The organism is Asticcacaulis sp. EMRT-3, from assembly GCF_030027245.1.
Lineage (GTDB): Bacteria > Pseudomonadota > Alphaproteobacteria > Caulobacterales > Caulobacteraceae > Asticcacaulis.
This window is the reverse complement of record NZ_JASERT010000001.1, coordinates 139,481-165,867: the sequence shown is the minus strand read 5'-3', so window position 1 is coordinate 165,867 and position 26,387 is coordinate 139,481. Positions and strand designations below refer to the sequence as shown.

Below are 26,387 nucleotides of genomic sequence, written 5' to 3'. Positions count from 1 at the left end.
AAGACGCCCCGGCCCCACCCGCGTACCACACTTCCGTCTTCCCATCCGAAAGGACGATCCCGATGAGCACCGCAAGCGACACCCCCCAGCCCACCCTGTTCATTCCGCATGGTGGCGGCCCTTGCTTTTTCATGGACTGGTCGCTGATGGGCGAACCCGCCAATACCTGGGATAAGATGGCCGCCTGGCTCAAGGGGCTGGCCGCCACCCTGCCGTCGCGCCCCACGGCCATTGTGGTGATTTCCGGCCATTGGGAAGAAGCTGAATTTACCGTCGCTTCGGTCGAGCAACCGGCGATGATCTATGACTATACCGGCTTTCCGAAGCATACTTATGAACTGCAATATCCCGCGCCCGGCTCAGCCACCCTGGCCGCCCGCATCGTCGAACTGCTCACCCAGGCGGGCCTGCCTGCCCGCACCGATACGGCGCGCGGCTTTGATCATGGCGTCTTCATCCCCTTCCTGCTGGCCTTCCCGGACGCCGATATACCCGTGGTGCCGCTGTCGCTGAAAACGGGCCTTGATCCTGCCGAACATCTGGCGGCGGGCAAGGCCCTGCAAGCCCTTCGTGATGAGGGCGTGCTGATCATCGGTTCGGGCATGAGCTATCACAATATGCACGCCTTCCGCACGCCTGCGGCCATCGCCCCGTCCGCCGCCTTCGATCAGTGGCTGACCGATGCGATTGAAGGCGAGGACACCGCCCACCGCCTGACCCGGTGGGCGCAAGGCCCTGCGGCACGCAATGCCCACCCCCGCGAAGAACATCTTCTGCCGCTGATGGTGGCGGCGGGTGCAGGGGGCGATGATCAGGGCCAGCGCATTTTCAGCGATGTCGTCATGAAGGCGACCGTCTCCGCCTTCCGGTTCGGCTGATTTTTAAGAAAGTAGCTTTGCATGACCTATCCCAATACCCTGATCTTCGTTGACCTGGCCTCGGACGATACCGCCGCCGCAGGTAAATTCTATGCCGAGGTTTTTGGCTGGACAAACGAAGGCCGCCCCGAAGGCATGTATCACCGTCTGGTGCCGGGGGAAAACTTCCTGAACAAGGACGGCAGCCAAAGCCAGATCGGCAACCTGCATCTCGGTATCTTCGACGCTAAAAATGCGCGCCCGCACCCCCTTGCCGAAGGCGTGGAGCCGCGCGAACTGGTCAGTTCAGGCCGCAAGGCGCGCATCTGGATTCTGGTCAGCGATGACGATTCCCATGAGCGTATCCTGAAAGCCGCCGAAGAGCGCGGCGCAACCATCCTGTGGCGCGATCACTACTGGAAGGAATTCAACGGCTTCAACCATGCGTTTGAAGACCCGTGGGGCAATGAAATCCTGCTCTGGGTCAAGACGGGCGACCAGCCCGTGCCGCCCGAATATACGCGCGAGTAGGTGCGCGGGCCGTGCCGGACAATCGGTTTTTTTAATACACAATAAGGATGACCTTAAATGGCCGCCACCATGAAAGCCTGGGTTCAAACGCGCTTCGGCGGCCCTGAGGTTCGCAGCCTGATGGAGGTGCCCCGGCCCGTCGCCCAGCCCGGTGAGGTGGTGCTGAGGGTGATTGCCTGCGCGCTCAACCGCCTTGATGTGATACAGCGCGGCATGGCGCTGCTCGACGGGTTTCAGCTTCCGCACATCGCAGGCATGGATTTTGTCGGCGAAGTGATCGAAGCGACCAGCCCGCAGGGTGAGGCCCTGATCGGCAAGATGGTGGTCGCCGACCCTTTGGTCACCTGTGGCCGCTGCGACCGCTGCCTGAACGGGCTGTCGGTCTATTGCCGAAAATCGCGTATCTGCGGCGCAAGCCGACCCGGCGGCATGGCGGAATATGTCGCCCTGCCCGCCGAAAACTGCATTCCTGTCGATACGCAGCACATTACGCTGACAGAACTGGCCTGCGTGCCGTCGGCCTCGGCGACCGCCTGGCATGGCCTGCGCGGCGCGGGTCGGCTTCAGCCCGGTGAGACGGTGGTTATTCCGGGTGCGGGGTCGGGGCTGGGGATTGCCGGTATCCAGATCGCCAAAGCGATGGGCTGCACGGTCATCACGATGGCGGCGGGGCCAGCCAAGGTTGAGGCCGCCCGAAGGCTGGGGGCCGATCTTGTCATTGACCGGCAGGCCGTGGACTGGGTTGAAACCGTGATGGCCTTTACCGGCGGCGCAGGCGCCAATATGGTCTGGGATCATGTCGGCGGGCCATTTTTGCAAGCCGCCATCAGTGCCACGGGCCTAAATGGCCGCGTCGTCATGTCGGGTACGACGGCGGGCAACCAGTCCACCATCACCAATACGAGCCTGTTTCATGGCGGGCGCTCGATCATCGGTCACGGCGGCTATTCGCGGCAGGAAATGCGTGACGCGATCGCCGCCTATTGCGACGGCACGTTGAAAATCGTCACGGACAGTCTCTGGGACTTTGGCGAACTGGACAAGGCGGAAGCCCGTCTGGAGTCGAACGACTTCTTCGGCAAGATTGTGGTGCGCCTGTAATCAGGCCCCCGCTCATCATCAGAAAAGCGGCCGGATGACACCATCCGGCCGCTTTTGTTTGTGCGCATAGGGCGGCAAACCGCTCTAAATCATCGGCCATGCGGTGTGCATCTGCAATCCTGTGCGCCCGACAAGCTCCAGCCCGGCCTGACGCGCATCATGGATGATTTTGTCCTCATCAATGAGGGTGCAGCGGCCATCTTCGACAACCTGAACACCGTCGATAAACGCACTGTGAACCCGTCCCTGCGATGCACCCAGGGCCAGTTGCAGAACCGGATCAAACACCGGCCCCCAGGCCGCGGTATGGGTGTCGTGGAGCAGGAAATCGGCCTTCTTGCCAACCTCGATAGAGCCCAGATAGCCCTCCATGCCCATCGCGCGGGCGCCGTTCAGCGTCGCCAGTTCAAGGATCGCCCCGTCATCAATGAGATAGGGATTGCGGCGGGCATCGCGGAACACGCCCGCCATCATGCGCGCCGCGTTCAGAATATCGGCTGGCTTGCCGTCCGTGCCCAGCATGACCGTCATGCCGCGCGCCATCATTTCCGGGAACAGCCCTGATTGCGACAGGCCTACCCCACCCGGAAAGGACGAAAACGGACAGTGAATGCCGTTGGTGCCGGTTTCCACCAGACAGTCCAGCTCGCTCTCATCAATTTCGACCAGATGGGTGATGCAGATCCGTTCGCTCAGCACGCCCAGATCGTACAGATGCTCGATCGGGCGGCGGCCATATTTGCCGAGGAACCAGTTCGGATCACCCTGGCTGGGGCTCATATGGGCCGAGACGCGCAGATTATGGCTCTGGGCCAACTGGGCGGCGGCCAGCCAGACATCATCGGAATTGGTGGAATGACCGACAAGCACCGGCCAGCCCGCCAGAAGCGTATCCGCGCCCTGATCGGGATAGCGGGCGATCTCATCTTCGAGCAGGCTGATCGCGGCGCGCGACAGGGCCGCCTGATCCTGCTGGTCACTATAGGCCCTGCCTTCGACCCAGCGCCCCACCCGTCCGCGCAATCCGGTGCGGGCCAGCGCCTCCATGACCTCGTCGAAATGGATGACCGTACCGGCCTCCATAAACAGGGTCGTGCCGCCTTTCAGCATATTCACCGCCGCCAGACTGGCCGAGATCGCCTCTTCGGCCGGGGTCTGGCTCTTGAACAGGGGAAGAACCCAGTCCGACATCCGCACGCGCGGATCCACCGAACGCGGCCCACGGGCGAATCCGCCGGTGATCGGATCGCAAGTCATATGGATGTGACCATCCACAAAGCCCGGCGTCACAACGAACTGACGCCCATCCATGACGCGCGTGGCCTCAATTTCGCTGCGCAGTTGCGCGTCCTTGCCGACGGCGATAATCGTGTCGCCCGTGATGGCCAGTGCGCCATCCGTGATCACCTGACGCCCGGCGTTCATGGTGATCAGGGTTGCGCCGCTGATCAACAGGTCGGCTTTCATTTTAGGCGTTTGCATTACGCATCCTTACTCAAAGCTTTTTCGTCGGAGAAGCCGCCGCTGCCGATCAAGGTGGGGCGGCGCAAAAACAGGGTGCAGACGAACAGGAACAGGGTGATGGCGGCATGGATGACCAGAAGGCCATAAAAGCTGCCCGTGACATCGCGCATCCAGCCGCCGAAAAACGGGCCCAGCGCCGCCGTTGTGCTCAACATGCACATGATCGAAAATAGCTCCAGATTGGCCTTTTTGCCGAAATAGTTGAGCAACAGCAAAGTCGATGACAACAGGGACAGGCCATAGCCAATGCCGACGCCGAAAATATACAGGATCATGTAATTCCAGCTCGTGGCCTCGGCCAGGCCCCAGGTGCCGATGGTCACCGCGCCCAGCGAAATGATCATCAGGGTTTTGGCCGAAACCTTCTCGCCGATAAAGCCGCCGATCAGCGTGACCGTAGCACCGATAAAGGCTTCGAGGCTGAGCATAAGACCGGCATTGACCTGGCTGACGCCGCGCTCGATGAGGTGCTGCACGGCAAAACCGTGCGTCGTGGTATTGACCAGCAGGAAGGAGGTATAGCCGCCGACGATGAGATAGAATTGCGGTGTCGCCAGTGCCTGTTTGACATTCCATTCGCCCAGCCCCTTGACGATCCCCACGGGCGTCACCGGCGCATTGTTGCTTTGCGCTTCCGGGTGGATCTGGTGAGCGGGCACGGCCATGACGGCCAGCAGGCCCGAAATCGCGCCCATCACGGCAAAGGCCCACCAGTACACGCGCCAGTCATGGAACAGGCTGTCGGTCAGTTGGTAGATTTGCGGCCCGGCCACGCCGCCCAGGGCGCCGAGGGTGAAATAGACGCCCAGAATGGCCGGGCGATTGCCAAACAGATCGGTCAGGATGTGCGTGCCGGGCACGACCGATAAAAAGGCGAACCCTATGCCGATGAGCGTGGTCGCCACCCAGAACAGCGCGACGCTGCGATCCAGCGCCAGACAGGCAAATCCGGCCACCAATATCACGGTGCCGATCAGCAGTGTGCCGCGCACGCCCAGGGTGCGTATGGCGAAGGCCGGGAAAAGACTGGCCAGCCCGCAGGAAGCCCCCAGCAGGGTATAGCCCAGTCCCGCCTCGGCCCAGTTCCATTTCAGCTCTTGCACCATCGTCGGCAGCAAGACGCCGAGCGATGAGAATGTGCCGCCTGTCACGATGAAGAAGGCCAGACTCATGGCTCCAAACACCAGCCAGCGGCGCAGCGGCGACGACGATTCCATTTCAGCCATGATGGTCCCTTTCATATCTCAGACCAGCCGATACCCGACCGTCTTTGAACATGCACAACCTACGGAAAGACGCTGAAAGGTGGGACGTCAAGCACCGCGCGGCCAAACTCAGGCCGCACCGGCTTTGAATCAAAAGATTGTGCGCCGGGCGGCAACCTTGCAGGGGGCAGACGGTCGCGGCCACCGGTTTGAGGACACTGTGCGGCGGCTTTTGGCGAGTCGCTTTTCGATGACGTCTCATACCAAATCGACGGGCGAAGACCGATGATCCGGTTCCTGATCAAGGCAGCCAAACAGGAAAAAACTGAACGTTTTTAATGTATTTTATTTTTTTATTCAGCGCCCTAAATGAACCTCACATCTGCCTGTGGCCTGAATATGCGTGAGGCCGGGTAAATCAAGTTTTTGTGCATATGGAAGCAAGGACAGGCTCTTCGTATGCGTTATAGATGTGATCAGATCCACGCCCTTACCGGTGGCGGAAGCCCTTGATCCTATCCTATGGAGACGTACCCACATGAGCGATGCCACTCACAATGTCGGCCCCACACGGCCCACCTGGACGCATCTGGCCATCGCGGTCAAGGACGTCGAAGCCACCATCGCCTGGTACGAAACCTTCACCCACCTGTCCGTGCTGGCGCGCCACGAAGACGTGGACGGCAAGAATGTCTGGCTGGGCGACAAGACGGCCAAACACAATCCGTTTATCCTCGTGGCCGGTCAGTTCTACGAAGGCCATGACCCGTTTGCGCCGTCACCGCACATGCCTTTGGGGCCATTTGCGCACATGGGTATCGAACTGCCCAGCCGGGCAGATATCGACACAATGGCGGAAAAGGGCCGGGCAGCCGGTTGCCTCGCTTATGGCCCCGTCCAGATGCCGAAGGAAATCGGCTATATCTGCTTCCTGAAGGATCCCGACGGCAATACGATCGAATTTTCGCATGATCAGGGCGTTCTCGAAGAAGCCAAGCGTAGCTGGGGCGTTCTGCCGGACTAATTAAAAAGACAGACCTTTTCTGCCTCCCGTGAACCGGACATCCGCCATGAAACCTGATGCCTGTCGTCTCGCCGCCGCCGTGCGTACCGGCGAGACGACGGCGCAGGCAATCGCGCGCTCCACCCTGCTGGCGGTCAAGGCGTATGACGCTGTCCAGCCCGCTGTCTGGATTTCGCGCTTTTCCGACGAAGACCTGATGGCGCAGGCCGAGCAGATTGACGCACGGCTGGCGAAGGGCGAAGCGCTGGTCCTGGCCGGTGTGCCCTTCGCGGTGAAGGACAATATTGATGTTGCGGGGCTGGAGACGACAGCGGCGTGCCCCGACTTCGCCTATCGCCCACAAGCGAACGCCTATGTGGTTCAGCGCCTTCTCGATGCCGGGGCTCTGTGCGTCGGCAAGACCAATCTCGATCAGTTCGCCACCGGGCTTAATGGCACGCGCAGCCCCTATGGCGCGCCCGCCTGCGTTTTCAATCGCGCCTTTATCTCAGGCGGATCGAGCAGCGGATCGGCGGTAGCGGTGGCGGCGGGCCTTGTCGCCTTTGCGCTTGGCACGGATACGGCGGGCTCCGGCCGGGTGCCTGCGGCCTTCAATCATCTGATCGGGCTGAAGCCGAGCCGGGGACGCTGGAGCAGCCGAGGCCTTGTGCCCGCCTGCCGGACACTGGACTGCATCAGCCTGTTTAGCCACACGACGGACGACGCCCTGTATATTGACGCCGTCATCGCTGGCTATGACGCCCATGACCCCTATTCGCGCCGTCTCGATGACAGCCCCCGCCCTTTCCGGCGTATAGGCGTCGCACAACCCGACCAATTATCATGGTGCGGCGATGCACAGTCGCCCGGCCTTTACGCAGAAGGTCTGGAGCGCCTGCGCCGCGCCGGTGCCACGCTGGTTGAGATCGACATAACGGCGCTCAATGAAGCCGCCGCTCTTCTTTATAACGGCCCGTGGCTGGCGGAACGCACGGCGGCGCTGGTGGACTTTCTCACACAGCATCCCGACGCCTTCGATCCGGTCGTGCGTGAAATCATCGGCAAGGGTTTCGGTATTTCGGCATGTGACGCCTTCAAGGCCATGTACAGGCTGGCCGAACTGCGCCGCCAGACGGATGCCATGTGGGAGAAGATCGACATGCTGGTTCTGCCGACCACGCCGACCATCTACCGGATCGATGACATGCGGGCTGATCCTGTCGCCCTCAATTCCAAGCTTGGCCTCTACACCAATTTTGTCAATTTGCTCGACATGGCCGCCCTGGCCGTACCGGCTGGCCTGCGCGATGATCACACCGGTTTCGGCCTGACATTTATCGGCCCCGCCGGAACCGACCGCGCCCTGCTTCTGGCGGCGCAGGCCTATATGGCCGCAGGCCCTCATCTCCCGGCCCCAGCTTTAGATCTGCGGCCATAATGCCGGCTTGGCATGACGGTGAGCCATCTCAGCCAGAGACGATCCCCGCCGTTTCGGTCTGCGTCCGTTGCCGCAACGCAACATAAATTGCCGATCCCATAGAACAGCTTCTAAAATCTAGTTTTCAAGCGCCTGTAATCAAGTATTTGTCGGCATACTCAGCATAATCCATGCCTCAACGGTGAAAATCTTGCCGTATAGCAATGAGAGTGATGGGGTCTAGTGATGAAGAGGCTTACAATACGGAAAATTGAATGTGCGCGGCCAAGCCACCTTTCGGGTCAATCTGTGTTGCGTCGCAGCATGGCCTGCACGGTATCGATGGCCGTTCTGGGTGCTTTTGCGGCAGGGGCCGCCTATGCTGCGGACGCGCCATCGCCTGCGCCTGCGTCTTCAGCAGATGTCGTCACCGTTACGGTCACGGCCACGCGCCGATCCACCAACCTTCAGAAGACGCCTCTGGCGATCACCTATCTCAGTGCGGATACGATAGATAAGTCGAACGGCAGCGACATTACCGTCCTCAACGGCATGGTGCCCGGACTGAAAATCACCAGCACCGCCGGTCGCGAAACCGTGCCCACCATTCGCGGCATCGGCTCGGCAACCCCGGAAAACACCAGCTCGACCGGGCCGGGCGTCTCCGTCTATACAGATGGCGTCTATGTCGGCGACAGCGTAACCGCCGGTCAGGGCCTGTTCGATCTCAATCACATCGAAGTCTTGCGCGGCCCGCAGGGAACGCTGTATGGCGTCAGCTCGATCGGCGGCTCGATTATCGAGGTGTCGCAGCAACCCGTTATCGGCGTGTCTTCCGCTTCCGCCGATGTCAGCCTCGGCAATTACAATTATAAGCGTGAGCGCCTTGGTATCAACATCCCCATCTCGGATCATTTTGCCCTGCGCCTGGCGGGTCAGCAGACCGATCATGACGGCTTTACCACCAATACTGAGGATCCGACCTATAAGCTGGACGATGCCCACACGCAGAATCTGAAGGCCACCCTGCTCTGGAAGCCCAGCGATGATTTCTCCGCCAGCCTGACCGCTGAAAATGCCCGCCAGCGCGATCATGGCGCGGCGCAGAAATGGTCAGAAGACACCAATCCCGATGCGCATGTCCTGACCCAGGATTTCCGGCCGAAAAACAATCTCGGTATGGAATTTTACCATCTGAACCTCAAATGGGAAACGCCGCTTTTCGACTTCACCTCGGTCACGGCCTACCGCGCCTATAAGAGCCATGTCGCCGAAAACGTCACCTTCACGACCATCGACCAATATTCGCCCTATGAATATGTCCCGTCGTGGGATCATGACGAACAGGCCTATTCGCAGGAGTTCGACCTCTTCTCCGTGCCCGGCTCAAAGATTCAGTGGACGGCGGGCCTCTTCCTCATGCGCCGGACGAGCAATGACTATGTTCTGGAGTTTCAGGGCACAGACATCACCCAGGCCATGCCCAGCTATGTCGATCCCGATCTGCCCACCGCCGAATTACCGGGCAACCTGGCCTATGGCAACCAGACCAAATCGGTGCGCACCGTCGCAGCCCCCTTCTTCCAGATCACCTACCCGATCACGGATAAGCTCAAAATCACCGGCGGCCTGCGCTACAATTACGAGCACAAGACCAATGCCAGTCATAATTTCTCCAGCTTTGGCAATAACCCGGTCTTCCATGCCGAGGACACGACCAAGCTCACCACCGGTCGCCTCGAAGCCGATTACAACCTGACGCCGGAGCATATGCTCTATGCCAGCCTCTCCACCGGCTATAAGGCGGGCGGCGTCAATGGCAATGCGGCGGCGGCTCTGGTTCCGGTCAATTTCAAGGCCGAAACCAACACCTCCTACGAGGTGGGTTCGAAAAACTACTTCTTCGACAAGGCGTTGAGCCTCAACCTCTCTGCCTTCACCTATATCTACAAGAATATGCAATATATCGAGACGGATCCGATTCCGTTCGATCAGGGCATGAACAATATCCCCAAGATCCACATCACCGGCGTCGAGCTTGAGTTCGGCTATACGGGCCTCGACAGGCATCTGCATATCGGTGGCAACCTCGCTTTCGAAAGCGGGAAGGTGATCGGCCAGACCTATGTTCTGTACCCTACCGTCGTCAACAATGCCTATGCCACCGTCGCCAGTTGCGCCTATTACGCCTATTATTACAGCCCGGCCTGCTGGAGCGACATCATCGCCAAATCCGTCAATATCGAAGGCGCAACGCCCCCGGCCATGCCCAAGACCAGCGGCGCGCTCAATGCCTCCTACGACTTTGAAACCGCCTATGGCCGCATCACGCCTACCCTGGGCGTTGTCAGTGTGGGGCCCCAGTGGGCGCGTATCTTCAACGAACCTGCACTCGACAAGATCAAGGGCTATGAACTGGTGAATTTCGACCTGTCCTACGCCCCCGCGGGTAAGCCGTACAAGTTTGCGATCACGGCCACCAACCTTTTCAACAAGGCGGCCGTCAACTCGAAGTTTACCTCACCTTACGAATCCGGCCTGACGAGCCTGCAATATGCGCCGCCGAGACAGGTCATCTTCACGGTCAGCGTCGATTACTGATGATAAGGCGTCTCGCTTTCGCAAAAACTTCGGGGCCATGCGGTGCGTGGCCCCTTTTTTTTGGCCATTTGTCAGTCAGGCGGGCCTCACCTTTACAGGCACCGTCCCTCCCAGTTTTTGCCTGAGGGCGTGCATGGTTTCAAGATGGGTAAGGTCGAGATGCAGCGGGGTCACGGAAATCCGGCCCTCAGCAATCGCTTTGAGATCGGTATGATCGACCAGTGTCTGGCTGTGCTTGTCAAAGCCCATCCAGTAAAAGGCATTGCCACGCGGATCGGTACATTTAACGGCGTGCATGGCGTGATTGTCACGAAACCCCTGCTTCGTGATTTCAATACCCGTCACGGCGTCGCTCCGGCAGCCTGGAAAATTGATATTGAGAATCACATCGGAAGGCCAGCCCAGGCCGAGAAGCGCCGACAGGACAGGCGCGCCATGCACCCTGGCACAGTCCCACTGTGCCTCGTCATCAGATTCAAAGTCGAGGCATTGCGACAGGGCAATCGACGGCACGCCAAGGGTCATGCCCTGCAAGGCGCCCGCTACCGTGCCCGACAGGGTCAGATCCTGAGCCAGATTGAAGCCCCGGTTGACGCCCGACAACACCAGATCGGGCGGTGCCGGCAGCAAGGCATTGATTGCAATCTGCACGCAGTCTGTGGGCGTGCCGAACACGGAAAAGCGCTTTTCGGCAACCTGTTTGACCCGGACAGGATCATGCAGGCTGACACCCCGGCCTGCACCCGACTGTTCATAGGTCGGGGCGCAAATCCAGACATCATCCGAAAGGCTCAGGGCTATGTCGTGCAGTAAGGCCAGACCCTGCGCATCAAAGCCATCGTCATTGGTAAGCAGGATACGCATCACGACCTTTTTGAATGATTGTGCGATTCAGACGCTCATGCCCGTCAGTGTAACGCACTTTTGGGAAAAGCGCATGGCCGTGGCAAGGCAGGCGTTCAGCCAAAGACCGTCAGGGCCTGCGCGATGTCGTTGATTAAGTCATCAGCGTCTTCGAGGCCGGTATAAAAGCGGATGGCCGAGCCGCTGAGATAGGGATCGGGCGCATCGGAAAGCCGGGCGCGGCCCTTAATCTGCGGCTCGCAATAGACGGCCAGCGATTCATAGCCACCCCACGAAAAGCCGAGCCCGAACAGGTTTAGCTTATCGAGAAAGGCCTGCGACTGGCGCTCGCCATCACCTTTGAACAGCACCATGAACAGGCCGTTGGCAGCGCTGAAATCGCGCGTGAAAATGGCATGGCCCGGATGACTGGCCAGCCCCGGATGGACCACGCGCAGCACTTCGGGGCGGGCATCGAGCCATTTGGCCACTTTCAACGCGCTGTCGCCGCTCTGCTTCATGCGCAGGGGCATGGTGCGTAAGCCCCGCAGGGCCAGATAGCTTTCGTCCGCCGAGGTGAAGAAGCCCCAGGCCTTGATGGCGGCATAAAGCGTTTTGGCCAGCTTCGCATCGCTGACGCTGACCGAACCGATCAGCACATCGGAGTGGCCGCCGACATATTTGGTCAGGGCCTGCATCGACAGATCGACGCCATGCGCCAGCGGTTTGAACAACAGCCCGCCGCCATAGGTGTTGTCGCACAGGGTCAGGATACCACGCGCCTTCGCCGCCCTAGCAATGGCCGGAATATCCTGAATATCGAAGGTCAGCGAGCCGGGGCTTTCAACATAGATCATTTTCGTGGCGGGCGTGGCCAGAGCCAGCACCTCATCAGCGCTTAAACCCGCATCATAATAGCGCGCCGTGACGCCATAGCGTTTCAGTTGCGTATCCAGAAAGCGACGCACGGGGGCATAGCAGCTATTGACCGCCAGAATCTCATCGCCCGCCTGCAAAAAGGCAAAGATCGGCAGGGTGAGCGCCGCCAGCCCGCTCGGCAGGAGGAAGCTTTCCTGCGCCCCTTCCAGTTCGGCGATCATCCGGCACAGTTCGGTCTGGGTCGATAGGCCGTCCGTGCCGTAGGTCGGCTTGATGTCGTCATTGTAGAGCATGTCCGCGCTCTCGAACAGCACGGTCGAGCCGCGCTCAACCGGCGTATTGACCGAGCGGCGGCTGTTGGCGCGACCATAGGTGGCCGAGGTCAGGCGGGTGGTGTCTTTGGGGCGGTTCGGCATGGCAGGCACTCGAAAAAGGCGGCGGCATCAGGCTTCTGTTCAACCGTGAAACGCCTGTCAGCGCAAGGAAAATCCCCGCAGCGCAAACTGCGGGGACGATTTCCAGCCAAGGCCCGGCCTTACGCCGCCTTCTTGTCCGCCTTGTCGAAGCGGCCATAGAAGGTTTCGCCCGCCTTTGCCATATCGCGCAGCAATTGCGGCGGGGCAAAGCGCTCGCCATAAAGCGCCGTCATGCGGTCAAGTTCCGCAACGAACTTCGCCACGCCAATCGAATCGATCAGCGAGATAATCCCGCCCGACCACGGCGCGAAGCCCCAGCCGAGGATCGAGCCGACATCGGCTTCGCGCGGATCGGTGATCACGCCTTCTTCGAAGCAGCGCGCCGCCGTCACGGCCTGTACGTAAAGCAGCCGCTTTTTCAGTTCGTCCACCTGCGCCGGATCGGCCTCGGCCGTGCTGACCGGGAAGGCGTCGAGCGTACCCTGCCACAGGCGCTTGGGCGTGTTGCGGTCGGCGGGATAATCATAGAAACCCTTGCCGTTCTTGCGACCCAGGCGTCCATCGGCCACCATCTTGGCGACCTCCTTTTCGCCGGGGATCGGCTGGTAGGCATCGCCCATCGCCCTGGCGGTTTCGGAGGTGATCTTGGTCAGCAGGTCGAGCGCCACATCGTCCATCATTTCCAGCGGGCCGCGCGGCATACCGGTCATGCGCCCGGCATTGTCGATCAGGGCCGGGGCCACGCCCTCCGACCACATGATCATGCCTTCGGCGGTGAACGGGATGAAGCAGCGATTGGCGAAGAAGAAGCGCGAATCATTGACCACCACCGGCGTCTTTCTGATCTTCAGTGCGAAATCGATGGCCTTGGCCACGGTGGCGTCAGAGGTCTTTTCGCCGCGAATAATCTCGACCAGCATCATCTTATCGACCGGCGAGAAGAAGTGGATGCCGATATAGTTTTCGGGTTTGGATGACGCCGTGGCCAGCAGAGAAATCGGGATGGTCGAGGTATTGGTGCCGAAAATGGCGGTTTCGGCTTTTGCGCCCGTATAGAGCGGCGCTTCGGCGGCCTTGGTCACCTGTTCCTTGAGGTCGGTATTTTCAAACACGGCCTCGACCACCAGATCAGCGCCTTCGATGGCCGTATAGTCGGGCGTGGCGGAGATCAGGCTGAGGATACCCGTGGCCTTGTCCTGGCTCATCTTGCCGCGCGACACGGCTTTCTTGAGCAGGTCTTCGCAATGGGCGCGGCCCTTGTCGGCGGCGGCCTGATCGCGGTCGATCAGGATGGTCTGGATGCCCGCCATAGCGCTGACATAGGCGATGCCCGCCCCCATCATGCCGGCGCCCAGCACGGCCACCTTGCTGAACTCGGATTTCGCCACGCCGGCGGGGCGGCCCGATCCCTTGCCGATGGCCTGCATCGAGAAGAAGAAGGTGCGCAGCATGGCCTTGGCCTGCGGCGTTTGCAGCGTATTGCAGAAATAACGGCTCTCGACGCGGATCGCCTGATCGAAGGGCAGTTGCAGCCCTTCATAAACCGCGTGCATCAGATTGAGCACAGCCGGATAATTGCCGTAAGATTGCTTACGCAGCAGGGCATTGCCCATGATGAAGACCTGCGCGCCCGCCGGATGATAAGGCCCGCCGCCGGGAATCTTGTAATCCTTCTTATCCCAGCGCGCCACCGGATCGGCTTTCGTCTTGATCCAGGTTTTGGCGGCTTCGACCACCTTGTCGTCGTCGGTCACCGCATCGACAATACCCATAGCCAGGGCTTCGGCGGGCTTGAACGACTTGCCCTCGCTCATCGCCATCAGGGCGGCCTGCGCGCCGATCAGTCGCGTCAGGCGCTGCGAACCGCCGCCGCCGGGGAACAAGCCGATCTTGATTTCCGGCAGGCCGACCTGCACCTTGGGGCCATTGGACAGGACGCGATAATGACAGGCCAGCGACACTTCCAGCCCGCCGCCCAGCGCCAGACCATTGAGCGCCGCCACCACCGGCTTGCCGCAGGTTTCCAGCAGGCGATAAACGCGGTTCATCTCGAAAGCGGCGTCAAAAGCGGATTTCAGGTGCGCCTGTTCATCACCGCCGGTTTCAGCTTCCCATGCGCCACCGATCATTTCTTCCAGATCGGCCCCGGCGCAAAAGCCGTTGCTCTTGCCGGAGGTCAGGATCACGCCCTTGACGGCGGCATCGGTCTTCGCCCGTTCGGCAATGGCTTCCAGATCAGCCAGCGCCCCCTTGGTGAAGGTGTTCATCGTCTTGCCGGGCACATCGAAGGCGCAGACCAGAATGCCATCGGCGTCGAGTTCGGTTTTGAAATTATCCATGACTTTTTTCCTTTGAGCGCATTTTTAGCGCGAAAAGTGCACGATCACTGAGGCACACTTTTCGCTAAAATGCCGCTCTGCTCCCTCTTTAAACGCGTTCGATAACCGTGGCCGTGGCCATGCCACCGCCGACGCACAAGACCGCAAGACCGGTCGATTTGCCCGACCGTTCCAGTTCATCGACCAGCGTGCCGAGGATCATCGCGCCCGTGGCTCCCAGCGGGTGGCCCATCGCAATCGCCCCGCCGCACACATTGATCTTGTCGTGCGGAATATCGAGCACCTGCATGTAGCGCAAAACCACGGCGGCGAAGGCTTCGTTCAGTTCGTAAATATCGATGTCCGCCACGCTCATGCCGAGCTTTTTCAGCAGCTTTTCGGTGACGTAAGACGGCCCGGTCAGCATGATCGACGGCTCAGAGCCAATCGAGGCCGTGCCGAGGATGCGCGCCTTGGCCTTCAAACCGGTGATGACACCCGCCTCTTTCGACCCCACCAGCACCGCGCCCGAACCATCGACAATCGACGACGAATTACCCGGCGTATGGACGTGGTTGACGCGCTCGACCTCAGGATAGCGTTGCTGGATGACCGAATCGAAGGCCATGTCGCCAAGCCCCGCAAAGGACGGATTGAGGCCGCCCAGGGTCTGCATATCGGTGTTGGGCCGGATGGTTTCATCGTGATCGAGGGCGATGACGCCCATCTGATCCTTCACCGGCACAATGGCCTTGTTGAAACGCCCTTCGGCCCAGGATTGCGCGGCGCGTTTGTGGCTTTCCACCGAATAGGCATCGACATCGGCGCGCGAAAAACCCCATTTGGTGGCGATCATATCAGCCGATACGCCCTGCGGCACGAAATGGGTCGGGAAGGCTGCCGCCACATCAATGGCCCAGGCCCCGCCATCCGAACCCATCGGCACGCGGCTCATACATTCCACCCCGCCGCCAATCGCCATCGTCGCCTCGCCGCACACCACCTTGGCGGCGGCGATATTGACGGCTTCGAGGCCCGATGCGCAAAAACGATTGAGCTGCACCCCGCCGGTCGTTTCGGCATAACCCGCCGCCAGAACCGCCGCGCGCGCGATGTCGCCGCCCTGCTCGCCCACCGGCGTGACGCAGCCCCACATCACATCATCGACCAAAGACGTATCGAGTTGGTTGCGATCCTTCAAGGCGCGCAAAACCTGCTGCGACAGATCAAGCGAGGTGATCGGATGCAGACTGCCATCCTTCTTGCCCTTGCCGCGCGGAGAGCGGACATGATCATAGATATAGGCGGAATTTTCAGGGCTGGGCATCAGGGTCGATCCTCCTGGGGATGGGTGCGTTTCTTGGTCGGCTTGGCAAGGCTCATAGATGCGCTTTGTTTACGCGAACGTCAAGATAACCGGGAAAGATTCTCGCTGTATGGCGGAATTTTTCATCTCATTCGTTATAATTATCATACAATATTCTTGACCCTCGGCTGAGAAGCGATTACGCCGACTCGAAACCTCACGGAACCTTATCATGGACACGCTTTCCACCGCTACCCGCACGCTGGCCGTCACAAAGATCGCGCGCATCGAAACCTTTGCCGTGCCGCCGCGCTGGCTGTTTGTGCGCGTCGAGACGGAAGACGGCGCAATTGGCTGGGGCGAGGCCTCGCTGGAAGGCCATACCGAAGCCTCGCAGGCCGCCTTCGCCGAAATCCGCGAGCGCTTTATAGGCCACGACGCCGACCGTATCGAGGATATGTGGCAGGTCTTTTACCGCCTCGGCTTTTATCGCGGCGGGCCGGTGCTGATGTCGGCCCTGTCGGGCTTCGATCAGGCCCTGTGGGATCTGAAGGCGCGCCGCCTCGGCGTGCCCGTGTGGCAGCTTCTGGGCGGCAAGGTACGCGACCGGGTGCAGGTCTATGCCTGGATCGGCGGCGACCGCCCGTCGGATGTGGTCGATGCCGGAAGAGCGCGCCTCGCACAAGGCTTCAAGGCCGTCAAGATGAACGCCTCCGAAGATATGGGCTGGCTCGATTCGCCCAAGGTGATCGACGGCGTGGTCGAACGCTTCACCTCGGTGCGCGATCTAGGCCTTGATGCCGGGCTCGATTTTCATGGCCGCATCCATAAGCCGATGGCCCGCCAGATCGCCCATGCGCTCGAACCCTTACGCCCCCTGTTCATCGAAGAACCGCTTCTGTCCGAGCATATCGAGGCCATCGCCCAGTTCGCCGCCGCCACCACCACGCCGGTGGCGCTGGGTGAGCGCCTCTATTCGCGCTGGGATTTCAAGCCGTTTTTCGAGCGCGCCTGTGTTGATATTGTTCAGCCCGATCTCAGCCACGCCGGTGGCATTTCCGAGGTCAGACGCATCGCGGCTATGGCCGAAGCCTATGATGTGGCCATTGCCCCGCACTGTCCGCTGGGGCCGCTGGCTATGGCGGCCTGCTTCCAGATCGGCATTTCAACGCCTAACCACGTCATTCAGGAAATGTCGCTCGGCATCCATTACAACACCAATGGCCACGACCTGCTGACCTATATGAAGAACCCGGAAGTGTTCGATGTGAAGGACGGCTATGTGGCAGCGCTGGAAGGCCCCGGCCTTGGTGTCGAGATCGACGAGGACAAGGTGCGCGACATGGCGAAGGACTGCCCGCCCTGGCGCAATCCGGCGTGGCGCGGGCCTGACGGCTATGTCCGCGAATGGTAAATGACTATCCTTCCCGTTTTTAATTGCCTCACATCGGTAAAGCTTGACGGAATCCCCCTTCCGTCATTTGCTGCCGCAAATGCCACCTTCCCCGTAAACGGGGAAGGATGAAAAAAATAACAGAGGAAATCCGAACCATGTCCAATACCGACGCCATTCTCCGCCGTTCGCCGCCGGGCGCCATTCTCGGCGAAGGCCCCTTGTGGTCAAAGCGCGACCAGTGCGTCTATTGGGTCGATATTCTGTCTAACCATCTGCACGCCTATTATCTCGATGGCCGCGCGAAGACCTGGCATTTCCCCGAACACATCACCTGGGTGATCGAGCGCGACATGTCTGCCTTTCCTGGGGGTGGCTTCATCGCCGGTCTGATGAGCGGTTTCGCCGAGGTGACGCTTGAGCCGTTTTCGATCAGGCACATCGCCAATCCCTATCCGCACGAGCCGGAAAACCGCCTGAACGACGCCAAGGCCGACGATCTGGGCCGCATCTGGGCCGGTTCGATGCACAAGCCGATCACGCAGGTTTCCGGCGCATTTTACCGCCTCGATACCGATATGTCGTTCCGCGAGGTCGATGGCCCGTACAAGATCGCCAATGGCCCGACCTTTGCCGCCGACCACAAGAAGGTCTGGCACACCGATACAGGCAGGTCGGAAATCTACGTGTTTGACGTGATCGACGGCGAACTGGCTAATAAGCGCCTGTGGCTGACCTTCCCGGAAGACTGGGGCGGCCCCGACGGCATGACCACCGATGCGCAAGGTGGCATCTGGGTGGCGCACTGGATGAGCGGAGACGGGGCCCCCGGCCGCATCACCCGCTTCCATGAAGACGCTACCGAAGACTTCCATATCGACCTGCCCGCCCGGCAAATCACCTCACTTTGCTTTGCCGGCAACGACCTTGATCGCCTCTTCGTCACCTCGGCGGCGGAAAATCTGCCCGAAGACCGTGAAGGCGGGACACTGTTTGAAATACCTTCTGATAGGCTTCAAGGACATACCGGCCTTGAACCGATGAAGTTTAAGGGCTAGTTACGGCGCGACCTCACATTCGAGCAGACATATTCCATGACCTACGCCGCGCCCGCCCTGATCGCCTGTGACTGGGGCACTACCAATTTCCGCATGTTTCTCTTCGGCACCGATGGCGAGATCATCGAGCGCCACGCCGCCAATATCGGCCTGAAAAACCTCGGCGTCCTCAGCTTCGAGGAAGCGCTGCATTCGGTGATGAAGGGCGATTTCGCCCGCCCCGACCTGCCGATCCTGCTGTCGGGCATGGTCGGCTCGCGTCAGGGCTGGGAACAGGCGCCCTATGTGCCCTGCCCGGCCAGCCTTGCCGCCATCGCAGACGGCATCGTCAAGGCGCCGTCTGACAAGCTCAAGGTCAGCATCGTGCCCGGCCTGTCGGCGGAAGACCCCGAAACCCACATCCATAATGTGATGCGTGGCGAGGAAACCCAGATTTTCGGCCTGGCTGGTGCCAAGGGCGAAGGCGTCTTCATCCTGCCCGGCACCCATTCCAAATGGGCCAAGGTGGAGAATGGCGTCATCGAGGGCTTTAATTCCTACATGACCGGCGAAATGTTCTCGCTGCTCAAATCCAACTCGATCCTCGGCGACCTGATGGCCGATGACATCGACGACGAAGCCGCCTTCAAGCTGGGCGTTGATCGCGCCATGAACGACAAGTCCTTCCTGTCACTGATCTTTTCGGTGCGCACCGAAGGTTTGTTTGGCAATATCAAGCCGGAAAGCCTGTCATCCTATCTGTCGGGCCTGCTGATCGGCTCGGAAGTGCGCGTTGAAATCCTGCGCCACGGCGTCCGCCCGGTCGGCATTATCGGCGACGGCACCCTCTCCAAACTTTACAAACGCGCCCTCAATCACACCGGCTTCAGCGATGTCGTCATCCATGACGGCGACGAAGCCTCGGCCAGCGGCCTGTGGACCATCGCGCAACAGGCGGAACTCGTTTTATGATCCAACAACGCTGGCCTCAGGAAGCCTGGCAATCGGCGCTTGCCACCCTGCCCCTCATCGCCATTCTGCGCGGCCTGCGCCCGTCCGAAGCTCTGGCCGTCGGCGAAATGCTGGTGCGCGCCGGTTTCCGCATCATCGAGGTGCCGCTCAATTCGCCCGATCCGTTCGACAGCATCAAATTATTGGTCGATGCGCTGGGCAGCCGCGCCATTGTCGGGGCGGGCACGGTGCTGACGGTCGCCGATGTTGAGCGACTGGCCAAGGTGGGCGGGCAGATCTGCATCTCGCCCAATGCCAATCCCGATGTCATCCGCGCCGCCAAGCGTCTGGGCATGATCTCGTTCCCGGCCTTCTTCACCCCCACCGAGGCGTTCAGCGCCATTGATGCGGGCGCCGACGCGATCAAGCTCTTCCCGGCTGAACTGGCGGGCACCAAGGGTCTGAAGGCAATGAAGGCGGTTCTGCCGCGCGCCATCCCGGTGTTTCCGGTCGGCGGCGTCGAGCCCGGCAATATGCGCGACTTCGTCGAGGCCGGAGCCGCCGGTTTCGGCATCGGTTCTGGCGTTTTCAAACCGGGCGACACGCCCGATGCGGTTTACAAAAAGGCGCAGGCTTTCGTGGCGGCCTGGCAGGCCATGCACCCGGCGCTGTGATATTTTTAACCACGGAAAACACAGAAAGCACGGACATCCTCCGGCTTGGCCCACAGTTAGCCTCGATTATGAAGTCTGTGCTTTCCGTGGTGATAATCTTCAAACCTCTTCCACAACCTGCCCGAACGCCGCGCGCGCCGCACGAACCTGATCATGGTGGGCATTGGCCCATGTCACCAGTCCAAGTAAAGCGGGCATCAGGCTTTCGCCTAACGGGGTGAGCCGGTATTCGACGCTGGGCGGAACGGTGGCAAAAACATGCCGACTGATCAGACCGTCCTGTTGCAGATCACGCAAGGACTGGGTCAGCATACGCTGCGAAATATCGGGCACGGCGCGTTTCAGCTCGCCAAAACGATGCGGGCGCGCCGCCAGGGCAAACAATAGCAGACTCGTCCACTTGCCGCTGATATGATCCATGACATCGCGCACCGGACAGTTTGACGCATCCAGCTCACCGCAGGTCACCTGCGCCAGCATGTCCTTGAACGCCTCGCTCATGGCGAAGGTGATCGGTTCCTTCAAAGTAACTATCTCCCAAAAATCTGCCGCCTTTACAGACGGCCAAATGTGACTATCTTAGCATCGATCTCATTTTGAGACTATATACCAACAGGAGACTAATATGTCCACATTGCTCATCACCGGTGCCAATGGCAAGCTGGGCCGTCAGATTACGGATCGGCTGCTGCAAGCGGGCGGCCATACCGTCATCGCCGCCTCACGCGACACCGCCAAGCTGGCCGATCTGGCCGCGAAAGGCGCGCAGACGCGCCGCGCAGATTTCGACGACCCGGCCAGCCTCGCCGAGGCTTTCAAGGGCGTGGACCGCGTGCTGATCATCTCCACCGACTCGCTGGGTTCGGGCCAGCGCCTCCGCCAGCATCAAAACGCCGTGCAGGCCGCCAAAGACGCGGGCGTGAAGGGCCTCATCTATACCTCCATGCCCAATCCCGAAACCTCGGCGGTCATCTTTGCAGGTGATCACCTCGGCACCGAACAGGCGATCAAGGCCAGCGGCCTGCCCTACACCATCCTGCGCAATGCCTGGTATCAGGAAAACCTGCTGATGAGCCTGCCGCACGCTCTCGAATCTGGCCAGTGGTACAGCGCCTCAGGTACTGGCCGCATCAGCCATGTTGCCCATGCTGATTGCGCTGAGGCCGCCGCCGCAGCCCTGCTGCAAGCCCCCGACAACAAGACCTACACCCTGACCGGGCCGGAGCTTTTCACCACGCACGAAATCGCCGCCCTGGCCAGCGCCGCATCGGGCAAACCGCTCTCCGTCATCGACGTGACGGACGCGCAACTGGCCGGGGGCCTGAAAGGCGCGGGTCTGCCCGACGCGATCATCCCGATGCTTGTCTCGTTCGACACCGCCCAGCGCGAGGGCGGCTTCGATGTGCTAACCGGCGATGTCGAAACCCTGACCGGCAAAAAACCGCGTCCGCTGGGTGAATTTCTCAAGGCAACGCTGTAAAGGATTTGAACCACGGAAAACACGGAAAACATAGAAATTCGCGCCTCGTTTTGCGTTTAACCTTACGATCAAGGCGCTGCGCGCAAACGGTCGCTCTTTGGCTACGCCGAACCTCATTTCCGTGCTTTCTGTGTTTTCCGTGGTCAAATCTTGCCCCCTCCAGACCAATCCGCTAACGCAAGAACCATGCGCATCATCACCGTCGAACCCCGGCATATTCCCGCGCTCGCCGCTCTGGGCAGGGACTCGTTCATCGAGACGTTCGGCTATCTGTATCCGCCGGACGATCTCGCCTTTTATCTCGAACAGGCCTATGCCGAACCCGTACTGGCCGCCGCCATCGCCGATCCGGCGCAGGACTGGCGCATGGGGTTCGACGATGACGGACGCGCCGCCGCCTATCTGCAATGCGGGCCGGTCAATCTGCCCCACCCCGAAGCCGATCCGGCGCGCGAGGGTGAGCTGAAACGCCTCTATATCCATTCCGATTTTCAGGGACGTGGCCTGGGCCGCCGCCTGCTCGGCGTGGCGCTCGACCTGATAACGCAGCGCTATGGCCGCGCCGCCCAGTGGATCGGCGTGTGGAGCGAAAACCACAAGGCGCAGGCGCTGTATCGCTCCGTGGGCTTTGAAAAGGTCGGCGACTACCAGTTTTCCGTCGGCAAGACGCTGGATGACGAGTTCATCCTGCGCCGGTCAGCACAGCCATAAAGGCGGCGTCGGCGCGGGTGACCGAGCGTTCCTTCAGGCGCAGGGCATAGAAGGGGCGTGGCGGCAAGCCGATGTCGATGCCCTGCACCTCACCGCTGCGCACGGCGCGCTGCGCCACCAACCCCGAAATCAAAGCCGCCCCCGCCCCGGCCTCAACCGCGCCGCGCACCGCCTCATTCGAGGGCAGCTCAAAGGCGATATGGCCTCCTGCCTCCAGCCGCAGCCCCATGCCGGCCAGATGATCGGCCAGCCTGTGGCGCGTGCCCGAACCGGCCTCGCGCACCACAAAGCGCAAGGCGGCCCAGTCATCCACCGAAACAGGCGGCGGCCAGCCATTGGGCAGGACGAGCAGCAGGGTGTCGCCCGGCAATTCGGTGACCGACAGGCGTGGCTCATCGACCGCCCCCTCCACCACCGCAATGTCGGCGGCATGGCTCAGGACGGCGGCGGCGGCGCGTTCGGTATTGCTGTTCTCGACATGCAGGCTCAAACCCGGATAGGCGATCGAAAAGCGCGCCAGTTTTTCGGGCAGCCAGAAATTGCCGACCGTCTGGCTGGCGGCGATACGCAAACTGCCGCGCAAGGCCCCGGCCACATCGCGCACCACGGCCTCGGCCTCATGCGCCCGCGCCAGCACCGCCCGCGCCTCCGGCAAAAACAAACGCCCCGCCTCGGTCAGCACGATGCCGCGCCCGATCCGGTCAAACAGCCGGACGCCAAAACCGGCTTCGAGCTGCGCCACCGCCGAACTGACCGCCGACTGGGTGAGGTTCAGCGCTTCAGACGCGCGCGTCAGATGTTCGCGTTCGGCCACGGCGACAAAGATGCGAAGCTGTTCCAGGGTCATGTCACTGAAATGGCCCGATCGCGCAGCCAGCGCGTCCCCACCCAGGCATAGGCCTCGTGCTTGAGGCTGACCAGAAGCTGCAATGGATAGAGCCAGAGCCGTTCGTGATCGGGCTCGCACTGAAGTTCAGGCGCTTCGCCCAGCAGGCTCATCTCATAGAAATGACAGTGATTATTGAAGGGCGTGCCATTCTCATGGATAAAATAGTTCAGCAGTTCGCCCACCTGACGGCCCGTGCTCACCCGCAAACCCGTTTCCTCGCCGAATTCGCGCACCACTGCCTGTTCCGGGGTTTCGCCCGGATCAACCGCCCCGCCCGGCAGGTCATAGCTGAAATCCTGATAGCCGATGCGCACGCAGGCGATCTGCAAATTCTCGCCAGCGCCGCGCGTCAAAAGGCCGTAGGCGGCGCTGCGCGGCTGATAATCATGGCCCGCCAGTTTCTGGCCAAATTGCCGCAGAGTTGGGTTCATCCGATCAGACTCCATGCAGCACCACCCAGGGATCATCTACCTTGCCGGCGATGAAATCATCATAGGGGGCCGCCGGATAGCCGACGCCCATATTTTTGGAGTCGCGCCAGGCATCGATCAGCGCATCGCGCAGATTTGTGGCCCCCAAAGCCAGTTGTTTGGCGATAAAGGCCTTGCCGCGCGGATCGCCGTCCGCAAAGCCGCCATCCTTTTCAAGCTGATAGAGCGGCACCACCTCGGCAAAACTGGCCTTCATGCGCGTGGTGAAACAGGTCATGACCGGTGCCGTGCAGGGCACATAATCGGGCTCGAAAGCTTTCAGATCGGAGGCTTCGATATTGGCCGCCACATAGGCGGCTTCCAGCGGCACATGAATATGGGCTTTGGTAAAGCCTTGAGGGTTGGGATAAGGCCCCCAGCCATTATAATGGATCGACAGGTGCATGGGCTGGGTGGCGTCGCCGACATAGTGGCCGAGCAGGCCCGTATCATAGGCGATCACCGCTTCACGGCGCAGCCGATCGGCATGATACCAGGCCTTTTTCACCGCATCATGCTCGCGCGTTTCCATCAGGCTCAGGACGCGCCAATAGGCGAAATCCTTGACCACCTGCTGATAGGCGTCCACCTCGGCATAGGGCAGATAACCGGCCTGATCGGGATCACCGCCCTTCGCCACCACAGCGGCGGCATAGGCTTCGCGTGTGGCGGGCAGGTGATCGATCGTAACCCCCGCCGCTGTCAGGCCGTCATCATCGATATTGATAAAGTGCAGGGCATCGCGCTCAGAATGCACACCGCCCGCGCCGCGCCAGCGATCGGGTTCATTGGCATATTCGCCAACATCATCCCCCGCCGTGCGCAGAAAAGCCGGCATATAGGAGGGCAGAAGACGGACAGCCTCCTCGCCGATCATGCGGTGGCCGGTAGCCCCCCAGGCCAAGGCTGCACCGCTGACCGCCATGCCGCCCAGTATCATACCCAGAAACATCATTTTGCGCATAGGCACTCCTATTCGTGACAGCTTATTACCCCACTCATACCTCCCCCCCTGTGGTGGGGGTTCTTACTTTAACGCAACCAACTTGGGTATAAGCCTAACGCACGCAGTCTTTCCTTACTCAGTCCGTTTCAGGTGCCAGGGTCACTTCCAGCCCGTCGAGATCATCGCGCATCAGGATCTGGCACGACAGACGCGACGTGCGCTTCACCAGAAACGCCTCGTCGAGCTTCTCATCTTCCTCGTCAGATTTTGGCACCAGCTTATCGGTCCACGCGGGATCCACATAGACATGGCAGGTGGCGCATTCCAGCGCACCACCACACTCGGCCTTGATCTGCAGGCCGTTGTCACGGATGATTTCCATGACGCGCCAGCCTTCGAGGGCGGGCAGCTTATGCACCACGCCTTCGCGGTCGGTGCAGACGATATGCAGTTCGGTGTCGCTCATGAGGCTTTCTACAGGTTTCGGCAGAACGAGAAATAGGCAGTCTGCGCCCGCGTTTAAAGCGCCTGCCTGTCTGTGCCAAGAAAAAAGAGCCGTTCAGCCCTTCAGACCGCGCAAGTGCAGGGCGTGCAGATAGGCACTGACATCCATAAGCGCGGCGTTCATAGCGTCGCGCACCCGCTCCAGGCGACCCTGCGCCCCGGCCTCATCGCCGCGCTCGGCGGCCTCGGCGGCGGCGGCCAGCACGCCCGCGCCAATGCCTGCCGAAGCGCCCTTGATCGTGTGGGCGGCGTCGCGCCAGCCTTCGTGGCTGACATCGAGCATCGGCGACCACAGCTCGCACTGATGCTGGAACAGGTGCAGCACCTCCTCCATCACCACGGCATCATGGAGCGTATAGGCTTCGAGGTGGCCGAAATCGACCGCACCGGACAAATCTCTGAGCGCCAAGACGAGCCTCCTGATGGATGAAAATGCGCTGCGGCAAAAAAAACCTCTTAAACCGATTTTGCGCTTGAAACCCAGAAGAAAATGGCTATGTTCCGCCGCTCACCGCCGGGTCATACCAACCCCGTCCGGTCACGAAATGGTTTGGGTGTGTAGCTCAGTTGGTAGAGCAGCTGACTCTTAATCAGCGGGTCCACGGTTCGAGTCCGTGCCCACCCACCATTTCCTCTTAAATCAGCAATGCGCTGATTTAATTGAGAGATTTTTCAAGCGTTTTGACGCTTTGCCCCAAATCTCAGAATATTTGCCCCAAAATAGCAGTTTATATGCCCCAAATTTTCGGCAACATAATACCAGAATATGCGGGAATCGCATATTCAATGCTTACCTCAGTGCGTTGCCAGCCAATCTCGCCCTTCATCAGACAGGCGGATCATAAAATCCCTGCCATCTATCCAGTAATCCACCAGTTCACATAATAGAGACGCGGTGATTTCGTGGTCAGACGGATCAAGTCGTCACCTACTTCAGGGGAAGTTCCATCTGTGCGGATGCCCCGGTTGATGGCTTCTTTGCTTTTCCGTCAAAACTCCAGAAATTTCGCTTTTGCTTGAAGTGCTTACAAGGAAAGCGGCAATAAAAAACCTCCCCGAAGGGAGGCTGTTTAGTCTTTTGAAATGGTGCACTCGGAGCGATTCGAACGCCCGACCCTCAGATTCGTAGTCTGATGCTCTATCCAGCTGAGCTACGAGTGCATTTCCGTTTCAACGCCACAGACCCGAAGACCCGGCGGCGAGGCAGGGACGTTTAGTTGACCTGTCTGGCAAAGGCAAGGCCGCATTTGCACTTTTTCACGGCTTTTACGGCTTTTTTGTTGATCATCGCGTCAGGGCGGGTTCAATAGTCACATCTAAAACTATCTCCC

At 60.4% G+C, this 26,387-nt stretch carries 24 protein-coding genes and 2 tRNA genes; 13 read left to right on the top strand and 13 right to left on the bottom strand.

The window, feature by feature from the left end:
- Positions 1-62: 62 nt before the first annotated feature.
- Genes QB905_RS00860 through QB905_RS00850 form a run of 3 tightly spaced genes read left to right on the top strand, consistent with a single transcriptional unit; the run spans position 63 to position 2,489 of the window.
- Positions 63-878 carry a DODA-type extradiol aromatic ring-opening family dioxygenase gene (locus tag QB905_RS00860; RefSeq protein ID WP_282972682.1) on the top strand — a complete coding sequence of 272 codons (816 nt, stop codon included), beginning with the start codon at positions 63-65 and terminating at the stop codon, positions 876-878.
- 21 nt (positions 879-899) lie between these two features.
- Positions 900-1,388, top strand: a complete 489-nt coding sequence (locus QB905_RS00855; protein WP_282972681.1) for a VOC family protein — start codon at positions 900-902, stop codon at positions 1,386-1,388.
- Positions 1,389-1,445: 57 nt separating this feature from the next.
- The gene (locus QB905_RS00850) at positions 1,446-2,489 is read left to right on the top strand and encodes a zinc-binding dehydrogenase (protein ID WP_282972680.1); all 1,044 of its coding nucleotides are present in this window, start codon (positions 1,446-1,448) and stop codon (positions 2,487-2,489) included.
- Between the two features lie 84 nt (positions 2,490-2,573).
- Here QB905_RS00850 and QB905_RS00845 read toward each other — a convergent pair whose 3' ends face one another.
- Together QB905_RS00845 and QB905_RS00840 are read right to left on the bottom strand one after the other, a co-directional pair.
- A complete protein-coding gene (locus QB905_RS00845; protein ID WP_282972679.1) occupies positions 2,574-3,971 on the bottom strand; it encodes an amidohydrolase family protein in 1,398 nt (465 codons plus the stop codon).
- The gene (locus QB905_RS00840) at positions 3,971-5,239 is read right to left on the bottom strand and encodes an MFS transporter (RefSeq protein ID WP_282972678.1); all 1,269 of its coding nucleotides are present in this window, start codon (positions 5,237-5,239) and stop codon (positions 3,971-3,973) included. The genes QB905_RS00845 and QB905_RS00840 overlap by 1 nt, the downstream gene beginning before the upstream one ends.
- 517 nt (positions 5,240-5,756) lie before the next feature.
- Between QB905_RS00840 and QB905_RS00835 the strand changes: the two genes are divergently transcribed.
- The 3 genes from QB905_RS00835 to QB905_RS00825 all read left to right on the top strand — a co-directional run bounded on the left by QB905_RS00835 (position 5,757) and on the right by QB905_RS00825 (position 10,239).
- On the top strand, positions 5,757-6,242 hold the full coding sequence (locus tag QB905_RS00835; protein WP_282972677.1) for a VOC family protein: 486 nt from the start codon (positions 5,757-5,759) through the stop codon (positions 6,240-6,242).
- A 46-nt stretch (positions 6,243-6,288) separates the two neighbouring features.
- Positions 6,289-7,659 (top strand): allophanate hydrolase, encoded by a 1,371-nt coding sequence (gene atzF / locus QB905_RS00830; protein ID WP_282972676.1) that lies wholly within the window; start codon positions 6,289-6,291, stop codon positions 7,657-7,659.
- Between the two features lie 288 nt (positions 7,660-7,947).
- Positions 7,948-10,239 (top strand): TonB-dependent receptor, encoded by a 2,292-nt coding sequence (locus QB905_RS00825; RefSeq protein WP_282972675.1) that lies wholly within the window; start codon positions 7,948-7,950, stop codon positions 10,237-10,239.
- A 75-nt stretch (positions 10,240-10,314) separates the two neighbouring features.
- Here the strand turns inward: QB905_RS00825 and surE are convergent, their stop codons facing one another.
- The 4 genes from surE to QB905_RS00805 form a co-directional block, all read right to left on the bottom strand.
- On the bottom strand, positions 10,315-11,103 hold the full coding sequence (gene surE / locus QB905_RS00820; protein ID WP_282972674.1) for a 5'/3'-nucleotidase SurE: 789 nt from the start codon (positions 11,101-11,103) through the stop codon (positions 10,315-10,317).
- Positions 11,104-11,198: 95 nt separating this feature from the next.
- Complete coding sequence (gene metC, locus QB905_RS00815; protein ID WP_282972673.1) at positions 11,199-12,377, bottom strand: cystathionine beta-lyase; 1,179 nt, start codon at positions 12,375-12,377, stop codon at positions 11,199-11,201.
- Between the two features lie 119 nt (positions 12,378-12,496).
- Positions 12,497-14,716 carry a 3-hydroxyacyl-CoA dehydrogenase NAD-binding domain-containing protein gene (locus tag QB905_RS00810; RefSeq protein WP_282972672.1) on the bottom strand — a complete coding sequence of 740 codons (2,220 nt, stop codon included), beginning with the start codon at positions 14,714-14,716 and terminating at the stop codon, positions 12,497-12,499.
- 88 nt (positions 14,717-14,804) lie between these two features.
- On the bottom strand, positions 14,805-16,022 hold the full coding sequence (locus QB905_RS00805; RefSeq protein WP_282972671.1) for an acetyl-CoA C-acetyltransferase: 1,218 nt from the start codon (positions 16,020-16,022) through the stop codon (positions 14,805-14,807).
- Between the two features lie 211 nt (positions 16,023-16,233).
- On the opposite strand from QB905_RS00805, the gene dgoD reads away from it, so the two are divergent.
- The 4 genes from dgoD (at position 16,234) to QB905_RS00785 (ending at position 20,056) form a co-directional block, all read left to right on the top strand.
- Entirely contained in the window at positions 16,234-17,415 is a 1,182-nt protein-coding gene (gene dgoD / locus QB905_RS00800) for a galactonate dehydratase (RefSeq protein ID WP_282972670.1), read from the top strand.
- A gap of 137 nt (positions 17,416-17,552) precedes the next feature.
- On the top strand, positions 17,553-18,452 hold the full coding sequence (locus QB905_RS00795) for an SMP-30/gluconolactonase/LRE family protein (protein WP_282972669.1): 900 nt from the start codon (positions 17,553-17,555) through the stop codon (positions 18,450-18,452).
- A gap of 36 nt (positions 18,453-18,488) precedes the next feature.
- Complete coding sequence (locus QB905_RS00790; RefSeq protein WP_282972668.1) at positions 18,489-19,403, top strand: 2-dehydro-3-deoxygalactonokinase; 915 nt, start codon at positions 18,489-18,491, stop codon at positions 19,401-19,403.
- Entirely contained in the window at positions 19,400-20,056 is a 657-nt protein-coding gene (locus QB905_RS00785) for a 2-dehydro-3-deoxy-6-phosphogalactonate aldolase (RefSeq protein ID WP_282972667.1), read from the top strand. The genes QB905_RS00790 and QB905_RS00785 overlap by 4 nt, the downstream gene beginning before the upstream one ends.
- Positions 20,057-20,155: 99 nt before the next feature.
- Here the strand turns inward: QB905_RS00785 and QB905_RS00780 are convergent, their stop codons facing one another.
- A complete protein-coding gene (locus QB905_RS00780; protein WP_282972666.1) occupies positions 20,156-20,581 on the bottom strand; it encodes a winged helix-turn-helix transcriptional regulator in 426 nt (141 codons plus the stop codon).
- Between the two features lie 100 nt (positions 20,582-20,681).
- Between QB905_RS00780 and QB905_RS00775 the strand changes: the two genes are divergently transcribed.
- The gene (locus QB905_RS00775; RefSeq protein ID WP_282972665.1) at positions 20,682-21,536 is read left to right on the top strand and encodes an SDR family oxidoreductase; all 855 of its coding nucleotides are present in this window, start codon (positions 20,682-20,684) and stop codon (positions 21,534-21,536) included.
- 186 nt (positions 21,537-21,722) lie between these two features.
- Entirely contained in the window at positions 21,723-22,247 is a 525-nt protein-coding gene (locus tag QB905_RS00770; RefSeq protein WP_282972664.1) for a GNAT family N-acetyltransferase, read from the top strand.
- On the opposite strand, the gene QB905_RS00765 is transcribed toward QB905_RS00770, so the two are convergent.
- The 5 genes from QB905_RS00765 to QB905_RS00745 form a co-directional block, all read right to left on the bottom strand.
- Positions 22,219-23,094: a LysR family transcriptional regulator gene (locus QB905_RS00765; protein ID WP_282972663.1), complete on the bottom strand. Its 876-nt coding sequence runs from the start codon at positions 23,092-23,094 to the stop codon at positions 22,219-22,221. The two genes, QB905_RS00770 and QB905_RS00765, sit on opposite strands and share 29 nt — an antisense overlap.
- Positions 23,091-23,567 carry an NUDIX domain-containing protein gene (locus QB905_RS00760; RefSeq protein WP_282972662.1) on the bottom strand — a complete coding sequence of 159 codons (477 nt, stop codon included), beginning with the start codon at positions 23,565-23,567 and terminating at the stop codon, positions 23,091-23,093. The genes QB905_RS00765 and QB905_RS00760 overlap by 4 nt, the downstream gene beginning before the upstream one ends.
- Positions 23,568-23,571: 4 nt before the next feature.
- Entirely contained in the window at positions 23,572-24,570 is a 999-nt protein-coding gene (locus QB905_RS00755) for a phospholipase C/P1 nuclease family protein (protein WP_282972661.1), read from the bottom strand.
- 118 nt (positions 24,571-24,688) lie between these two features.
- The gene (locus tag QB905_RS00750) at positions 24,689-25,018 is read right to left on the bottom strand and encodes a 2Fe-2S iron-sulfur cluster-binding protein (RefSeq protein WP_282972660.1); all 330 of its coding nucleotides are present in this window, start codon (positions 25,016-25,018) and stop codon (positions 24,689-24,691) included.
- A 93-nt stretch (positions 25,019-25,111) separates the two neighbouring features.
- Positions 25,112-25,465, bottom strand: coding sequence for an Hpt domain-containing protein (locus QB905_RS00745; RefSeq protein WP_282972659.1), 354 nt, complete (start codon positions 25,463-25,465; stop codon positions 25,112-25,114).
- Between the two features lie 143 nt (positions 25,466-25,608).
- Between QB905_RS00745 and QB905_RS00740 the strand changes: the two genes are divergently transcribed.
- A tRNA-Lys gene (locus tag QB905_RS00740) sits at positions 25,609-25,684 on the top strand.
- Positions 25,685-26,140: 456 nt separating this feature from the next.
- Here the strand turns inward: QB905_RS00740 and QB905_RS00735 are convergent.
- Positions 26,141-26,217: transfer RNA gene (locus QB905_RS00735), tRNA-Arg, on the bottom strand.
- Between the last annotated feature and the right edge of the window lie 170 nt (positions 26,218-26,387).

Bases quoted from the DNA above. Each gene is read 5' to 3' on its own strand.
- QB905_RS00860 (WP_282972682.1), top strand. From the start codon at position 63: ATGAGCACCGCAAGCGACACCCCCCAGCCCACCCTGTTCATTCCGCAT.
- QB905_RS00855 (WP_282972681.1), top strand. From the start codon at position 900: ATGACCTATCCCAATACCCTGATCTTCGTTGACCTGGCCTCGGACGAT.
- QB905_RS00850 (WP_282972680.1), top strand. From the start codon at position 1,446: ATGGCCGCCACCATGAAAGCCTGGGTTCAAACGCGCTTCGGCGGCCCT.
- QB905_RS00845 (WP_282972679.1), bottom strand. From the start codon at position 3,971: ATGCAAACGCCTAAAATGAAAGCCGACCTGTTGATCAGCGGCGCAACC.
- QB905_RS00840 (WP_282972678.1), bottom strand. From the start codon at position 5,239: ATGGCTGAAATGGAATCGTCGTCGCCGCTGCGCCGCTGGCTGGTGTTT.
- QB905_RS00835 (WP_282972677.1), top strand. From the start codon at position 5,757: ATGAGCGATGCCACTCACAATGTCGGCCCCACACGGCCCACCTGGACG.
- atzF (WP_282972676.1), top strand. From the start codon at position 6,289: ATGAAACCTGATGCCTGTCGTCTCGCCGCCGCCGTGCGTACCGGCGAG.
- surE (WP_282972674.1), bottom strand. From the start codon at position 11,103: ATGCGTATCCTGCTTACCAATGACGATGGCTTTGATGCGCAGGGTCTG.
- metC (WP_282972673.1), bottom strand. From the start codon at position 12,377: ATGCCGAACCGCCCCAAAGACACCACCCGCCTGACCTCGGCCACCTAT.
- QB905_RS00810 (WP_282972672.1), bottom strand. From the start codon at position 14,716: ATGGATAATTTCAAAACCGAACTCGACGCCGATGGCATTCTGGTCTGC.
- QB905_RS00805 (WP_282972671.1), bottom strand. From the start codon at position 16,022: ATGCCCAGCCCTGAAAATTCCGCCTATATCTATGATCATGTCCGCTCT.
- dgoD (WP_282972670.1), top strand. From the start codon at position 16,234: ATGGACACGCTTTCCACCGCTACCCGCACGCTGGCCGTCACAAAGATC.
- QB905_RS00795 (WP_282972669.1), top strand. From the start codon at position 17,553: ATGTCCAATACCGACGCCATTCTCCGCCGTTCGCCGCCGGGCGCCATT.
- QB905_RS00790 (WP_282972668.1), top strand. From the start codon at position 18,489: ATGACCTACGCCGCGCCCGCCCTGATCGCCTGTGACTGGGGCACTACC.
- QB905_RS00785 (WP_282972667.1), top strand. From the start codon at position 19,400: ATGATCCAACAACGCTGGCCTCAGGAAGCCTGGCAATCGGCGCTTGCC.
- QB905_RS00775 (WP_282972665.1), top strand. From the start codon at position 20,682: ATGTCCACATTGCTCATCACCGGTGCCAATGGCAAGCTGGGCCGTCAG.
- QB905_RS00770 (WP_282972664.1), top strand. From the start codon at position 21,723: ATGCGCATCATCACCGTCGAACCCCGGCATATTCCCGCGCTCGCCGCT.
- QB905_RS00765 (WP_282972663.1), bottom strand. From the start codon at position 23,094: ATGACCCTGGAACAGCTTCGCATCTTTGTCGCCGTGGCCGAACGCGAA.
- QB905_RS00760 (WP_282972662.1), bottom strand. From the start codon at position 23,567: ATGAACCCAACTCTGCGGCAATTTGGCCAGAAACTGGCGGGCCATGAT.
- QB905_RS00755 (WP_282972661.1), bottom strand. From the start codon at position 24,570: ATGCGCAAAATGATGTTTCTGGGTATGATACTGGGCGGCATGGCGGTC.
- QB905_RS00750 (WP_282972660.1), bottom strand. From the start codon at position 25,018: ATGAGCGACACCGAACTGCATATCGTCTGCACCGACCGCGAAGGCGTG.